The following is a 15,792-nucleotide window of genomic DNA, read 5'->3' as shown; positions in this document are numbered from 1 at the left end:
TAGAGTGCTTTGCTTATATTTTAAACCTGGAGGTATATATGAAAAAGAATACTAAAAACTATTTAAACTTTATTCCCCTAAAAAATCCTGATATTTCTTGGTCAAAAGATTCTTCAGGTATGATTGTATTAGAAGTAAGTAGAAAAGGTTTTTTTGATAAAATAGCACAAAAGTTCTTTAAAGTTCCCCAAAAAAGTCATATAAAACTGGATAAACAGGGTAGCTATATATGGAATTGTATTGATGATAAAAAATCAGTTTATTATATTGCTCAAGATGTGAAAAGCCACTTTGGAAAAAGTGCTGAGCCTTTATATGATAGACTTGTGACTTTTATTAACATTCTTGATGATAATAAATTTATAACTCTAAAGAAAGAAGGAGTTTAGATGAGATACATACTTTATATACTTATGTTTGCCCTTGCTACTGTTATTATATTTTCTTGGGGCATTATTAAAGAGCAAAATAAATCTAAAGACCTTATGAATCAACTTTATAAAAAAGCTGAAACTAAGGTGCTAAAAGCTTTCAAGAGTAAGGAAGTTTTAACTAGAAGAGATATTGAAAATGAAGTAAAAAGTATTAAAGCTTATCTTTTTTATAGCAAAGACAAAATGGTAGTTCAAAACTCATCAACTTTTGCTGAAAATATTATTAACACTATGATTAATAAAAATATAATTGAAAAAACTACTGAAGGATATATCTTATCTCAAATAAAACACCCCAAGTCATAAAAATGATCTGGGGTGTTTTATTTGAGCAACGGATGTATCTGCAGCTGAGCAAAGATATATCATTGGCGATATGAAGTGTTTCGCCGACACGTCGCTCGAACAAAGCGAATTTTTAATATATTACATCTAAGTATTTCTTACTAATATATCCTTGTTTATTATTATATTTAATTTTGCATGTTTTTTTATCGTTCAGTATAGTAACATAAGCTCCTTTTGGTATTCTAAGGACTGTGGCACTCTTACTATCCACACTTTTTCTCAATCGGATATTTTTATTTACATTGACTATTTTTCCCACATTATATAATCTAATATAATTATTTTTTACATATCCAACTTTATTATTGTATTTAATTCTTACCCATTGATTACTTTTGCCAACATTGCCTATATTGTCTAATATGCTAACAGTACTGCCAAGGTTGATTTTGTCTATTATATTAGTTCTACTAGCAGTAGACATACTACTACGTAAATTCAAACTTTTTTTAACATTAACTACCTGACCTTTAGGTACACATACGTTATTATAAGTATCATTGATCATTTTAGTTAGTTTATTTGCCATATAGGTGAAACTTTTGCTGTCTGAAGTTCTATATTTTTTATTTATCTCTAGTTGTAATGTAGGTACACCTAGTTTTGACGCACAGTAGGAAGACATCGTATAAGCCTTACCACCAGTGAAATATTTATTAACTGTGTAGTTATTTCTACCTAAAGAACTTTTTACTAAATATAGTATGTAATCTTGGCCTAATAGATTGATATTACTACTATTTCCCGTACCTATATCTATATCACTTTCTCTACTAGATGCCATACCATGTAGATCAATAATTACTTTTATATCATTCTTAGCAACTATATCCTTTATTTTTTTACGATACTCAGTTTCTTTAGTTGTATAATTTTCGTCACCATTAGTACTAGCTTTGTAAATTATATGGGCTCCTGTAGTTTTGTGTAATGTTTTAGCCAGGGCTCCAGTATAAATATCTGCACTTTTATAGCTTTCGTTTCTCCATTGTTTAACTGTATGAGGAGCAGATATTAATATTGGTATGCTTCCCTTCTTATACTCATAGTCTTTTTCGCTATTTCCAAGATAATTATTGCTTATAAATTGTGTTTCCTGGTTTTTTATGTATTCTGTAGTGTATAAATTATTAGTGTCTGCATAAGATTTATTAGTTGTTAAATTGAAGATATTCATTATAGTAAGCATTGTTACAATCATTTTTTTTATTTTCACCACTATTTCTCCCCCATTTAATATGTATTTTGTTATATTAACCCCTCAGTATCATAATTTACATCTGCATAACCATCATAATCTAAATCGATTTGCCCATATGCTACATCAATTATTCCATCTCCATCATAATCTGCACCATAAGCCACCTCATCTACATATCCATCTCCATTGTTGTCAACTTCCATGAAAAATTCATCCATAGCTCCATCTCCGTCGTAATCTACACCTTCCATTATGACATCAGTAACACCATCTTCGTCTAGATCTACTTCTGCATAAATGTGATCTATTATACCATCGCTGTCCATATCTTCCATATTAACATTAGTATCTGTATGTCCATCTCCATCTGTGTCAAATTGACCAAATATACTATCTATGTTTCCATCATCATCAAAATCAACACCTTGGATAGAGCTATCTGCATATCCATCTTCATTTATATCCATTTCTACATATATGTCATCTGTCATGCTATCCCCGTCTAAATCCATGGCCTTATAAGCTACATCATCTACTCCATTATTATCTAAGTCTAAAAAATCGAAACCTGCACTTCCCCATCCATAGTCTGACATAATTTAATTCCTCCTAAAAATCACTTCCTATTAGAAATACATTTGTATCGTATGTGTTCATATTACTATCTATTGTTTTATAAATATCTTCAACTAAATCTTTTTTTCTTATATTAGTCATATTGTTTAAAGTCATTTGCTTACTTACATATATATTTGCGATTCTATCAAATAAAATTTCTTTTATAGCTTCATTACTATGATTTTCATACTGCTTTCCTAAAGCCATAAATAATTCTCGTAGGTTATCATTGGCTTCATTAACATAGTAAGGATACATATTATCTATTAAATGATTTAATTTTTCTATAGCTTGATTAGTAAATAGGTTTAATTTGCTACTTTCAATTGACTTACTATTTTCATCTATTTTTTTGTTGCTATATAAGTTCATTCCTTGCATAGCTAAAAATGGTATAGATAGTCCCCCACCCATAACCAGGGTAGAGGCTACTGATACAGCCATTCCTATTCCAGCTTGCTTGCTTTTTATCTTTGTATTAAACTCTCTTGTATTAAATTCACTATATATTACAAAGGAAAGCTGGCTTAAGCTTCTTTCAATTTCTGCTAAATGCCTATTAACTTGTGATGCTAACGAAAATAATTGCTTTTGTAGAATTTTAAATACCTTTTTATCTAACTTTACATTGTATTTATTAAATAGTTCAACTTCTCCGCGTTCAATAGCCTTTGGCATGTAAGCATATATTATATCAAACTGATTTTTTTGACTTTGAATTTGGTAATAAAGTGTATTTACTATGTTAGCTCTATCTTCATCTGTAATTTCTCTACTTAGAATATTGTCTATCTCCATTTTAGTATAATAAATATTACCAAAAAAGTTAAATAGAATCATATCATTTACAGATTTGGCCCAGTTCATGTACATATTTGGAATACTAGATTTTTTAATCATTGCATTTTTACTATATACAAAAACATCTTTCATAATTTGTGGTATTATATGGCTTCTTAGGTTTATATTTATTTTGTTTAGATCAAACCTAATTTCTACTTGAGTAAAATCAGAATGTATTTTTTCACCTTCATTATTTATAATAATATCTTTGATTTCCTTATTCTTAATATCTATTATTTTTTTGTTAGGTGATTTAAAAATACTGAAATAAGTCTCATCATGTTTTATAAAAAATGGCATACTACTTTGGGTGAAACCTATGTTTTCACTATGGATATCTTCTAATAAATTTAATCCTAGTTTATTTTTACTGTCACTGCTAGTATGAATAGTAAATATGTTTTTGCCGTCAAAAAATGTAAGCTTATCATTATGTAAGATTAGTTTAGAGCTATTATTAATATTTGAAGATACTATTTTATTTTTTCCTTCTTTATTAATAAAAATCAAATTACCGTTGTATTTTACTATAAAAACTTCTGTGTTTTTGTAATCAATGTCTTCTATAGTTCCACAAACACTTCCATAATAAATGCTGCTTTCATTTGGTAGAATCCCTATTTTTTTATTAGTATTTACCCTTTCTTCTAGGTTTTCACTCAGATTTTTATTATTAGTAAATATGTATACATCTCTGCTTATAGTGTCTTGCGATTTATCATAAAAGTAACCATTTATTTTTATATCTCTTTCTTCAACATGGCATTTTTCTATATCATTTAAATTTATTTCAAAAGTATTAAATCCATTATCTAAAATAAACTTATTGTCGACTCTTTGAACACTTCCTAATATTAGCTCCTTATTATCTATCGTAAAAATAGATCTATCATCATAAAAATCAGCTATAACTTCTCTTTGATTTTCACAAAGTTTTTTAAACTGTTCAAAAGACAATTTAATTACTAGTTTATATGGTGTTGTTTGCTGTGTTGTACCATCTAAAACTTGAAAATAAAGTTCATTATGTTGAAGAACTATAATTGATCCCTCTAATCTTATTGAAAATTTTTGTTTATGCTGAGAATAGCTATAGTAATATTTTTTTAATTCCTCTTTTTTAAATAACTTTGTAGTTTCTTCTATTATAATATTACCTAAATTAGTTATTAAAATCTTCTTATCCCCTATTGGCAATTTGCCAAAAGTGCCTAGCTCAAAGTTACCTTTACTTTCGTAAATCACTTTTTCCCCTAACTTTAACATTTTGTCCTCCCAAATCTTATAAATATTGCTCGTACTCTTTATATAACTGGTCTAATAACTTATTCCTTTTAATTCCTCAGATCTTTATGAATCTTTGGATTCTAAAGACTTAATTAGCTCAATATTTTTGATTTCATAATTATTAAAATCTTCTTCATTTCCTTGGAAGGTTGAATCTGGAGTATACCATGATTTTTCACTAAAATAGTTTGCATACTTATCATTTTTAAATACATATCCGTATCTGGCAAATATTTCATTCCTTATAAAACCTAATTCTTCATAAGTATAGACTGATAGTTCTGTTTCAGTTAAGTATCTAGAATCACTGTCTGGAATAAAATACTGGTCATTTTCTAAATCATTATTATATTCTTCAGCCTCTTCTACTTCTGGAGTATATTCTTCAACCTCTTCTACCGCTGGAGTATATGTTTCTTGTTGTTGCTTTTGTTTAGGTTTATCTATTGGCAAAACTCCTCCTATAAATAAACCTGCTGTTACTCCTAATCCTACAACTGCACAAATAGTTACACAAGCCATAGCAATTTTTTTACCCTTCTTAGAAGAATTATTTGATTCAAAGGTACTGTTTACATTATTATTGCATTGCTTTATAGCGCTTTTTTCAGAGTCATTTTCCAAATTAGGAACTTCTTGTTCACTTGTAAGTTTCTTATTGTATTTTTTACTGCTATCTGCATTTTCTAGAATATAAATATATTCTTCAATATCTATATTTTTATTATCACTAACACTTCTCTTACTCAAATCACTTTCAATAACTGCTTTATAAGAGTTCTCAATTATTTTAATACCATCATCATAAACCTTTTCACTTATATTAATTTTATTTATTATAATATATTTAGTAAATTCTCTATAATTAATAGGTCCAAACTCTCCACCTATTAATAGTCTTAATGCTCCTTTAAAAAGTAAAACTTCTTTTTCTCCAACTAAATCTAATAAAACAGTAGCAAAAATAAAATCTTTTATTGTATCTTCATTAAAACCAAAGCCTTTGTCATACTGGATTTCTTCCATTTTGCAAGCTTCATCATAATCACTTTCCATCTTCTGGATTAATACTTCTTCACTTATTTTATTTAAATTTTGTAAAAACTTACTTTCCATAGAGTCTAAGACAGTTTTTTCTTCAACTTTGTCCAAAGACTTATTTATATAGCTAGTAGCTTTTAGAATATCACTTTTTATTAACTTTAAAATTTCTTTTGAATCTATGCTAGAAAACTCTTCTAAGCTATTTTTGCTTAGATCATTTATAAAAAGACCAAGAACTTCGCTATACAAACTAAAATTTTTATATTCTTGCTCTAAATACATTCTTGATTCATTTTTATCAATATTTTCATAATGTGTTAAAGCTTTTTTATCACCTTCATTAAAAGTACTTCCTTGTGACTTTATTCCTCTTCCAACATACTCTTTGCATTTTTTTAGTAAAATTTCAACTTCTTCATGTCTCTTTTTATTTTCAGGTATTAATCCTGATTTAATCCACTTTATAAGTAAAGCCTCTCTATTTCTAATACTTACCTTATAAAAAATTAAATTTGATTTTAATGAAGCTATATATGTATCTTCATCAAAATTGCTTCCTTCCCATTTGGAAGCTAAAGTTTTTTCTTGTTTTTCTTTTAATATTTTCCACTGATTAGCAAGAGTTGAAGCTATATTTACTGCAATCTCCCTAATAATCTTTTCACATGATTCTTTTGACAAAACGTTCCCTCCCCTAATAAAGGTGATAACATTTATGTTACCACCTTGTTGAAAGTTTTATATACAAGCTTCCGCCTTATATCCATTAGGATTATTACACTGCCATCTCCAAGTGTCTTTGCACATTTCTTCCACACCAAACTTAGCTTCCCAACCAAGTTCTTTGTTAGCCTTACTTGGATCTGCATAGCACATAGCAACATCTCCTGGTCTTCTGTCTACTATTTTGTATGCAACTTCTTTTCCACTTGCTTTACTAAAAGCATTTATCATATCAAGTACACTATAGCCGTTTCCTGTTCCCAGGTTATAAGTAACTAATCCTGGTAAACTATCCAGTTTGTCTAAAGCTTTTAGGTGTCCTATTGCCAAATCAACTACATGTATATAGTCTCTAACTCCAGTTCCATCAGGTGTATTGTAATCATTGCCAAATACACTTAGTTGTTCAAGTTTTCCTACTGCAACTTGAGAAATATAAGGCATTAAGTTGTTTGGAATACCATTAGGATCTTCTCCTATTAGTCCACTTTCATGAGCTCCTACTGGGTTAAAATATCTAAGAATAGAAACATGAAGATTAGGATCTGCCTTACATATATCTCTTAGCATATCCTCTATCATAAGTTTTGTTGCTCCATAAGGATTTGTAGTGCTTAGTGGGAAGTCCTCTGTTATTGGGCAAGTATGTGGGTCTCCATATACTGTTGCTGATGAAGAAAAAACAAATTTATTAACTCCATGTTTTTTCATCAAACTTAAAACTGTTAATGTATTACATAAATTGTTTTTGTAATACTCTAAAGGTTTTGCAACAGATTCACCAACTGCCTTAAAAGCTGCAAAATGTATTACAGAATCTATTTTATTTTCTTTAAACACTACTTCCAAAGATATTTCATCATTAGTATCTAATTCATAAAATTTAAACTCTTTTTTACTTATTTCTTTTATTCTGTCTAAAACTGAAGGACAACTATTTGAAAAATCATCAACAATAATTACTTCTTTTCCTTCTTCCAATAATTCTACTACAGTATGACTTCCTATATATCCAGCTCCCCCTGTTACTAAAACTGCCATTTATTAACTCCCCCTTATTCTCTATACTTAACTAAAGGGGTACACAAAAATGTTACCCCCTTGAATTAATCAAACTAAATCATTATATTTTTATATTAAACAGTTGCGGCCACTTCATCTAGAGTATTGTTTTCTGTTTTTCCTGCTTTACTTTTTAAAAACTCTACAAAGTCATCTCTTAGTTCTGGTCTTTTTAGTGCAAAATCAACAGTAGCTTCTAAGAAACCTAACTTGTCACCTACATCGTATCTTCTTCCTTCGAAGTTATATGCATATATAGCTTCCTTTGTAGCCAAAGTTTGAAGAGCATCAGTAAGCTGAATCTCTCCACCTTTTCCTGGTTCTTGATTTTCTAATATGTCAAATATGGCAGGAGTTATTATGTATCTTCCCAGAATTGCTATATTTGAAGGAGCTTCTTCTATAGCTGGTTTTTCAACCATATCTTTTACTTTATATACTCTGTCTTCTATATGTTTAACGTCAAGTATTCCATACTTGTTTACCTTATCTTTGTCTACTTCCTGAACACCTAATATAGACGTTTTGTATTCATCATAAGCATTTATCATTTGTTTTAGACATGGAGTTTTGGCATCTACTATGTCATCTCCCAGTAATACTGCAAAAGGTTCATTTCCTATAAAACTTTTTGCACAGTGTACAGCATGTCCAAGGCCTTTTGGCTCTTTTTGTCTTATATAATGTATGTTAACCATGTGAGATATGTCTTGTACCATTTCTAACATGGCAGATTTTCCTTTTTTCTCAAGTTCAAGTTCAAGCTCTACACTTCTATCGAAGTGATCTTCTATACATTTTTTATTTCTTCCTGTAACTATTAATATTTCCTCTATACCAGAGGCTATTGCTTCTTCTATTATGTATTGTAGAGTTGGCTTGTCCACTATTGGTAACATTTCCTTTGCTTGTGCTTTTGTTGCAGGTAGAAATCTAGTTCCTAGTCCTGCTGCTGGTATAATTGCTTTTTTTATTGTTTTACTCATATTATCCTCCGTATCCCTTAAGTCCAACCCCATATGTTAGCTTACTTAATTATTTTCTTTTACCCTGGCCATCTGTACAATTTTCCATATAGCTTAATTTACGCTTATATTTTCTTTGTTTCTTTTCCTTCTTTTCATAAAATAAAGACCTAAGACCATAGCCACTAAAGCTATTAATATTAGTTCTATACTCGCCCCATCAGCCACATGCATGGAAAGCGTCAGCATAATGGCTCCAGCTATGGCATTTCCTACAAAAATTCCAAAAAATGCATCTACTATTCTCATCTTAAAAATAGATGCCAATGCGGAAGCAGACCAAGACCCTGTAGTAGGTAGTGGCACGCCAACGAAAACTATAATTCCTATTATGCTGGCGTTTTTTAACTTCTTAGCTCTTCCTTCTATTTTTTTATCAATCCACCTAATTACTTTGTTAAAATATTTTCTATGTCTAAAAAAATCTATAACTTGTCTAAATGCTAGTACTACAGGTACTGCTATTATAGATGATCCTATAACACAAGTTATATATAGGTATAAAGGATTTAGATCCATTGCTATACCTAAGGGTATGGCCCCTCTTAGTTCTATAATTGGAATCATTGATAAAAAAAGTAATTTAATATATTCCATATATTGTTTACCACTTTATTCTAATTACTTTTAGTTTTATTTTACACAGCAAAATAAAACTTTACAAAAAATTCTATTTTTTACTTTAATATGTAATTCAAATAAAGCTTTTGTATTATGATATTTATTGATTATAAAATTACAATAATCTATAATAAACATATAAATACTTATTTATCCTAAAAAGAAAGGTACATATGTAGTCAATAAATTATTTTCTTTCATATGTTATACCCATGGTATGCCTAGAAATTGTTTTATCGGTGTAAGAAATAGTATTATTAACAATAATAAGTAGTATACTTTTATTCGTAGCCATATATTATAATGTGATAAGAGCTTTATTAAAATGGTAATAAAAAATCAGTCATTATTTTCAGTTTAATATTTACGATATATGTTGAGTTAAGTCAGCTTATTTTGACCATGAGACAAACAGATATAGATGATATAATATTAAATTTACTGTGTGGATATATGGAAATGAAATCATCAGAAAAATATGGAAAAATAGATAAGCAATAATTTTACATCAATTATCTATTTTTCCATATGGTTATTACACCACTCTTAGTACCCCCAGCAGACTGTGTATAAACTTGATTTTTAAATAGGTTAAATTCTACATAATATTCTATAGATTTCATTGTAATTTATTCTCTTGTTACGTTTTGGATGTAATTCATAAAATAAGACCCCTAAATTATGATGTTTAATTACATTTATAATACCATATTAAGGTACTTTTCTAATAATCTACCAGTTATCTTTGACCAATAAGCGTCAGTAACTTGGTCTTGCTATTATGCTGTACCAGTAATATTGCATTTGATAAGCCTACATATCCCGTACTCGATATGCCCCCTTCATTAAATCTTCTCCTTTAAAGTAATGTATCTTATTTGTCAATCTATAAGCTTTTATATATATTCGTTATTTTCTCTTCAAAGTCTATAGGATTATGTTGTTTCTTAACTCTTTCTATACATAATTTAGCCTTTTCTTTTATAATACTTCGATTTTCTATACATTCTAAAAATATATCCTCTAAGCTACTTATAAACTTTTCCCTAATAACTTTTATATTTTCTTCATTAATATAATCTATTTCTTTTAATTTTGTTAGAGGCATATTAATCATCCATCCGATTTCATTGTTATTTATTTCAGGCAATGCTCTAGCGTTACTACTTATTACAGGACAACCACATGCTTGAAATTCTAAAACAGAATATCCATATGTATCTGCCCATGTAGGTAGTAAGCCAACATCACTCTTTTTCATCAAATCAATAACTTTTGCATTATCTAATCTCTCATAGTATGAAATTTTACTATTATTGTTTATTATTTCTTTTACTTCTTCTACTTCTGACTTTTCTAGTTTTTTCACATAATCTAGGTTTTGGTTTACATCCCCAACTAATATTAATTTTATATTTTCATATCTGGCTGATATTTTCTCAAATGCTTTTGTAATTTCATATCCACCTTTTCCGTGAAAGAATCTTCCTACAAACATAAATGTTATCTCATCTGATAGATACTTTTCTTTTTCTTCATTATTTTTTACTATTAAATCTTGAGGCGGATGTATAACTACCATTTTATTTCGTACTTTGTCTTGTATTTCTTGGCTACAAAAACTTAATAAATGTAATTGTATTTCACTTGTACACTCAGATATAGCTATAATTTTTTTACAATTATAATCAGCTAATTTTTTCATTAGTTTTTCAATATACAATCGTGTTTTATCATCTATATTTCCACTTAGAAAATCTTTATTTCTAGTTATATCTAAAACCTTATCAATTCTAGGGATTGATGATTCAAAAGTTACAATATAATCTTTATCAGCCATTTCTATATGATTAAAAAAATGATATAAATCTATTGATTTATTATAAATTATACTTTTATGTCTAAATCTATAATTTATAGTTTCCTTACCTATTTTTAGTTGATACAAAAGCTTTTGAAATCTATCAACATAAAAATACATATTATTTTCTCTACTATCATATATATAATTAATATATTTGCTTTTATTTATTATATTTCTTTTTTCCGGATAATTTTTATTTATATATCCAATATTCAAGGAACTCACTTCCTTCTCTACATTATTTTCTTATTTTCTTCTTTACCATATCTATAATTAGTTTTGTTTCATCTACTTTCAATATAATTATAAGTAATCCATACACTATGGCACCTATCCCAACAGAAATTATTAATGTTATAACTTCCTTAACAAGTCCTACCCCTATTAAAGATATCGTATATTTAAATACCACATTAATTATGATTCCCATAACTATCGCTGCAACAATAGACTTTACTGTTGTACTAAATATTTTATCTTGTCCAAAATAACCTATTTTTCTTTTAAGACTTCTAAATAAAAGCATTACGCATACTAAAGCTGATATACTTGTAGCTAATGCCAATCCTGCATATCCTATATATTTAATAAGTATTAAATTAAGCACTATATTCAATATTATAGCTATAATACCATTTACCATTGGTGTTTTAGTATCTTGAATAGAATAGAATACCTTTCCTAGTATATCTCTCACTCCAAATGCAGTCATTCCAATTGAGTACATAGCAAGTGCCACTGCAGTTATATGTGTTGCTTCAGTATCAAAGGCACCTCTTTGGAATAGTAATTTTACTATAGGAGTAGCAAGTACTATTGCTCCAACAGATATAGGTATAACTAAAATAGTCACACTGTTTACACTTTTAACTATAGATTGAATAAATTTTTTATTATCTTTATCATTAGATTGTTTAGATAATATAGGATATATAACCACTGATATAGAAGATATGAATAAAGCCATAACAAATGTATTAAGTTTATTTGCATAACTTAATGCCGATATGATTCCATCCCCTAATGCAGATGCTAAGTTTCTATCTATCATTGTATTTAATTGATTTACAGATACTCCAATTAATACAGGTCCTAATAGTAACAAACATTTTTTTACATATTCATCTTTTATATTTATATATAATTTATACTTATAATCTTCTTTAACAGCAAATGGAATCATAAACAATAGATCCATAGCTAGTCCAACTAATGTCCCCCATACCATAACATATGGTCCAAATTTAGTGCTTAATATGGTAGAAATAATAATAATAATGTTTCTTGGAATAGTTATAAGACCTGTTATAGTAAACCTATTTTTTATTTGTAAATAAGAAGTCATTATAAAACTTATTCCACTAAATACAATACTTATTAATAATATTCTTGTAAAATCTACTGTAATACTAAACTTTTCTGCGCCGAATCCTATGGCAAATAACTTAACTAATGGTTCTGTAAATATAAACCCTAATATAGATAATATCAAACATATTATTACAACTATATTAAGTATATTATTAGTAAATTCTAATGCTTTTTTTTCACCTGAGTTACTGTTAATTTCTGAGTACATAGGTATCAATATAGTGCTTATAGCCGCACCAATAGAAGCAACTATAACTATGGGTATGTTCATTGCAACAATATAGGCATCACTGTACATATTTGCACCATAAGAAGATGCTAATACTAATGACCTTGCAAACCCTAGTATTTTAGTCAATATTGTAGCTATCATTAGACCTATAGTTGCTTTTGCTATTTTACTCATATATTTCTCCTTAATATTGATTAATTTAAAAATCGGTTAATATCTATAATCTATTATCTTAGCTGGTACTCCAACTACTACAGCATACTCTGGTACATCTTTAGTAACTACTGCATTCGCTCCTATTACTGCTCCATTACCAATGTTAACTCCAGACATGATTTGAGCTCCATAACCTATCCACACATCATTGCCTATAATTATATCTTCTTCTCCATGCCCTTGTTCACGAATTAAAACATCTTTTTGCTTATATTTGTGAAATGTTGTTCTGATATGACAATTATAAGATATTAAACAATCTGACCCTATTTTTATCTTTGAATTTTTTCCTGCAAATAAACTAGTATTAGCATTAACATATGAGTTATCACCTACAAAAACATTTTCATGATATTGTAATAATACATTTTTATCTATTCTACAGTTAACACCTATATTAATTTTTTTTAACTCTTTCTCTTTTTTTAGTTTATTAATAAAATTACTTAACATATGTGTTCCTCATTTTCTATAATTAAAATAAACTTTGAATCTTGAATAAATATTAAATACTAAGAAAATATATTTATCCATTCATTAACTATATTTTCTCCATAAAATACTTTAACTCTTTTTAAACCATTATAAGAGTATTCTTTTCTTATGGAATAATTATCCATTAATTCTATTAATGCTTTTGCAAATTGAACTATTCCTCCCTGATCAACTATAGTTGCACAGTTAAATCCATCTAGGATTTCCTTAGGCCCACTTTCATTAAAAGATACTACTGGTAGCCCAGCTTCTAATGCTTCTGTTACTACTAACCCGAATCCTTCCCATCTAGATGACATAGCATATATAGAAGCTTGTTTTAGATATGTATCTATTTCTTTTGTAAATGGTATAAATTTAACACAATTGGATATATTTAAACTATCAACAAGTTTTTTTAGGATACCTTCATCTTCTCCATCGCCAATTATCCATAATTCCCATTTATCACTTCTATCTTTATTGGCTATGTAAAAAGATTTTATTAAATTATCAAATCCTTTTTGTGCGCTTAACCTTCCTGCCCCTATAATAACATTTGATTTTAACTCAGATTTTTCACAACATCTAAAACTTAATGGATTATATATAACATCCGATTTTATACCTAATTCATCTAAATATTTATTCTTATCACTTTTTGTTAAAACTATATTTTTATCTAATATAGCCATATATTTCTTGAATAATATATCTCTTTTCCAATAATATCTATTTTTATTTTCTAGATATGCTTCATATGAATTATGGCTCCAACCGATAGTTTTACATTGTAAGTTAGGCTTTATTATTCCTAACAATATTGCATAAAATCCTTCACATCCTACTACTACGTCATATTTATTTTCATTAATAATATCTATGCTTTTTATCTTAAGTTCTTTCGAGTAATATGATTTTTGCAATATATCAACTAAATATTTATTATTAAGTATATTTGTTAATCGATTTACACCTCTTATAAATTTAACCATATGTCTATTTAGTTTATTAGAATTATATATAGGGTTATGTATAACCCTAACATTCTGCGATAGGCCATACTTTTGCCTATCGATATTTATATTCTTATTAGTACATATAACATCAACTTCATACGTTTCAGAAAGCAAATTGCTAACTGTAGTAACTACTCTTTGTACCCCTCCATTAGAAAAGATGTCATCTGTAAGAAATGCTATTTTCATGTATTTTCACCTCTACATATTAATACATTGGACATATTAATTATAATAAATATAAACAAACATAACATAAGCATATAATCTCCTGCTAAAGCTAGTCCGTTATATGTGTTTACATCTAAAAAAAGTATTAAGTAAACTATTAATAGATATATATGTCTTCGTTTTATCAATATAAATATAGGAATTAATCCTATACATATATATATCAATATCGACATAATAGTTCCCAACTCTAAAGCAAACATCCTTATAGGATATTCAAATGCAGCGGATGCCCAATCTAAATATTTATTATATTCAAATGTAAAACCATGTCCATATCCAGTAAAAAATTTTATAGGAAACATTCCACTATTTATTACTCTTTCCCATGACTCCGATCTTCCTGTTGTTAAAGATCCTCCTACTAACCTGGAAATAGTATTGTTGAATATCCCGGTTTGAAATACTACGGTTCCTGTAACTATAATCATAATTATATGATTTAATTTAGATTTTTGGTATGTTACAAGTAAAATAGATATCCCTATCAATACTAAACCTGTCTTACTTGCAGTCATTGATATTCCAATAAAAGATATAATTATTATTGTTTTTATAGATAGTACTTTTTCAAAATACTTATTATATATATTATTTAATAAGAAGAACATTAGATACAACTGAGTATTTAACAATGGATGTCCCATAAATGAATATAATCTATATATTTCTCTAGATTTTTGACCTAATATTAATTCTCTTGATCTAGGAGTCATAATCTTAGAAATACTACTATATAAATCAATTTTTAATACAACTTCAATTAAACCTGTTATAGTTACTATAATCATAATTATATTAAAAATAAACAATAACTTTCTAAATATATTTTTAAACTCCGCTTCTTCAATTTTCATTCCTATTATTAATAAAGGCATTATATGACTTATAATAACTATTATTGAGTTTATTATATTATCTTCATAAAGTGTAAAAGTTGCCACATAATATATCAAAATTAAATATATAAATATTAGATATTTTTTATTAAATTTCCTAATATTTATAAGGGTTAAATATGTTATTAATCCTACAGCTATATAATTTACTAATCCTAATGTTCTACCTAATATACCAGTTCTTATCTCCCCTGGTATGCAAAATGTAAATATAATAATTAAGGTTAATATTTTTTCTGTTTTTAAATCAGATTTATTTATTAAATTTATATTTTCCATA

14 protein-coding genes and 1 pseudogene are annotated in these 15,792 nt (G+C 27.7%); 3 read left to right on the top strand and 12 right to left on the bottom strand.

Features of this window, described 5'->3' with window-relative positions; translation table 11 throughout:
* The first annotated feature begins 38 nt into the window (after positions 1 to 38).
* A complete protein-coding gene (locus K0040_RS00300; protein ID WP_228106989.1) occupies positions 39 to 389 on the top strand; it encodes a PqqD family protein in 351 nt (116 codons plus the stop codon).
* Entirely contained in the window at positions 390 to 740 is a 351-nt protein-coding gene (locus tag K0040_RS00295; protein WP_228106988.1) for a hypothetical protein, read from the top strand.
* Positions 741 to 852: 112 nt separating this feature from the next.
* Here K0040_RS00295 and K0040_RS20975 read toward each other — a convergent pair whose 3' ends face one another.
* The 7 genes from K0040_RS20975 to K0040_RS00260 all read right to left on the bottom strand — a co-directional run bounded on the left by K0040_RS20975 (position 853) and on the right by K0040_RS00260 (position 9,182).
* Entirely contained in the window at positions 853 to 2,001 is a 1,149-nt protein-coding gene (locus K0040_RS20975) for an SH3 domain-containing protein (protein ID WP_228106987.1), read from the bottom strand.
* A gap of 29 nt (positions 2,002 to 2,030) precedes the next feature.
* The gene (locus K0040_RS00285; protein WP_228106986.1) at positions 2,031 to 2,579 is read right to left on the bottom strand and encodes a hypothetical protein; all 549 of its coding nucleotides are present in this window, start codon (positions 2,577 to 2,579) and stop codon (positions 2,031 to 2,033) included.
* A gap of 13 nt (positions 2,580 to 2,592) precedes the next feature.
* Positions 2,593 to 4,710, bottom strand: coding sequence for a hypothetical protein (locus K0040_RS00280; protein WP_228106985.1), 2,118 nt, complete (start codon positions 4,708 to 4,710; stop codon positions 2,593 to 2,595).
* An 84-nt stretch (positions 4,711 to 4,794) separates the two neighbouring features.
* Positions 4,795 to 6,456 carry a YARHG domain-containing protein gene (locus tag K0040_RS00275; RefSeq protein ID WP_228106984.1) on the bottom strand — a complete coding sequence of 554 codons (1,662 nt, stop codon included), beginning with the start codon at positions 6,454 to 6,456 and terminating at the stop codon, positions 4,795 to 4,797.
* Positions 6,457 to 6,513: 57 nt separating this feature from the next.
* Positions 6,514 to 7,539 carry a UDP-glucose 4-epimerase GalE gene (galE, locus tag K0040_RS00270; RefSeq protein WP_228106983.1) on the bottom strand — a complete coding sequence of 342 codons (1,026 nt, stop codon included), beginning with the start codon at positions 7,537 to 7,539 and terminating at the stop codon, positions 6,514 to 6,516.
* Positions 7,540 to 7,634: 95 nt separating this feature from the next.
* On the bottom strand, positions 7,635 to 8,546 hold the full coding sequence (galU, locus tag K0040_RS00265) for a UTP--glucose-1-phosphate uridylyltransferase GalU (protein WP_228106982.1): 912 nt from the start codon (positions 8,544 to 8,546) through the stop codon (positions 7,635 to 7,637).
* 93 nt (positions 8,547 to 8,639) lie between these two features.
* Positions 8,640 to 9,182, bottom strand: a complete 543-nt coding sequence (locus K0040_RS00260; protein ID WP_228106981.1) for a COG2426 family protein — start codon at positions 9,180 to 9,182, stop codon at positions 8,640 to 8,642.
* Between the two features lie 369 nt (positions 9,183 to 9,551).
* On the opposite strand from K0040_RS00260, the gene K0040_RS20970 reads away from it, so the two are divergent.
* Positions 9,552 to 9,707, top strand: coding sequence for a VanZ family protein (locus tag K0040_RS20970; protein WP_331476260.1), 156 nt, complete (start codon positions 9,552 to 9,554; stop codon positions 9,705 to 9,707).
* Between the two features lie 385 nt (positions 9,708 to 10,092).
* Here the strand turns inward: K0040_RS20970 and K0040_RS00255 are convergent, their stop codons facing one another.
* The 5 genes and pseudogenes from K0040_RS00255 to K0040_RS00235 form a co-directional block, all read right to left on the bottom strand.
* Positions 10,093 to 11,286: a glycosyltransferase gene (locus K0040_RS00255; RefSeq protein ID WP_228106980.1), complete on the bottom strand. Its 1,194-nt coding sequence runs from the start codon at positions 11,284 to 11,286 to the stop codon at positions 10,093 to 10,095.
* Positions 11,287 to 11,308: 22 nt separating this feature from the next.
* Positions 11,309 to 12,847: a murein biosynthesis integral membrane protein MurJ gene (gene murJ, locus K0040_RS00250; RefSeq protein WP_228106979.1), complete on the bottom strand. Its 1,539-nt coding sequence runs from the start codon at positions 12,845 to 12,847 to the stop codon at positions 11,309 to 11,311.
* Between the two features lie 39 nt (positions 12,848 to 12,886).
* Positions 12,887 to 13,054: pseudogene (locus tag K0040_RS21955) on the bottom strand (DapH/DapD/GlmU-related protein); the annotation flags it as partial.
* A gap of 347 nt (positions 13,055 to 13,401) precedes the next feature.
* Positions 13,402 to 14,571, bottom strand: coding sequence for a glycosyltransferase family 4 protein (locus K0040_RS00240; protein ID WP_228106978.1), 1,170 nt, complete (start codon positions 14,569 to 14,571; stop codon positions 13,402 to 13,404).
* Positions 14,568 to 15,791, bottom strand: coding sequence for a hypothetical protein (locus K0040_RS00235; protein WP_228106977.1), 1,224 nt, complete (start codon positions 15,789 to 15,791; stop codon positions 14,568 to 14,570). Before K0040_RS00235 ends, K0040_RS00240 begins: the two co-directional genes overlap by 4 nt.
* Position 15,792 lies beyond the last annotated feature (1 nt).

Origin of the sequence: Terrisporobacter petrolearius (assembly GCF_020748185.1) — a bacterium.
In the GTDB taxonomy this organism is placed as follows: domain Bacteria; phylum Bacillota; class Clostridia; order Peptostreptococcales; family Peptostreptococcaceae; genus Terrisporobacter; species Terrisporobacter petrolearius.
This window is presented reverse-complemented; position numbering and strand designations above follow the sequence as displayed.

Bases quoted from the DNA above. Each gene is read 5' to 3' on its own strand.
- K0040_RS00300 (WP_228106989.1), top strand. From the start codon at position 39: ATGAAAAAGAATACTAAAAACTATTTAAACTTTATTCCCCTAAAAAAT.
- K0040_RS00295 (WP_228106988.1), top strand. From the start codon at position 390: ATGAGATACATACTTTATATACTTATGTTTGCCCTTGCTACTGTTATT.
- K0040_RS00285 (WP_228106986.1), bottom strand. From the start codon at position 2,579: ATGTCAGACTATGGATGGGGAAGTGCAGGTTTCGATTTTTTAGACTTA.
- K0040_RS00280 (WP_228106985.1), bottom strand. From the start codon at position 4,710: ATGTTAAAGTTAGGGGAAAAAGTGATTTACGAAAGTAAAGGTAACTTT.
- galE (WP_228106983.1), bottom strand. From the start codon at position 7,539: ATGGCAGTTTTAGTAACAGGGGGAGCTGGATATATAGGAAGTCATACT.
- galU (WP_228106982.1), bottom strand. From the start codon at position 8,546: ATGAGTAAAACAATAAAAAAAGCAATTATACCAGCAGCAGGACTAGGA.
- K0040_RS00260 (WP_228106981.1), bottom strand. From the start codon at position 9,182: ATGGAATATATTAAATTACTTTTTTTATCAATGATTCCAATTATAGAA.
- murJ (WP_228106979.1), bottom strand. From the start codon at position 12,847: ATGAGTAAAATAGCAAAAGCAACTATAGGTCTAATGATAGCTACAATA.
- K0040_RS00240 (WP_228106978.1), bottom strand. From the start codon at position 14,571: ATGAAAATAGCATTTCTTACAGATGACATCTTTTCTAATGGAGGGGTA.
- K0040_RS00235 (WP_228106977.1), bottom strand. From the start codon at position 15,791: ATGGAAAATATAAATTTAATAAATAAATCTGATTTAAAAACAGAAAAA.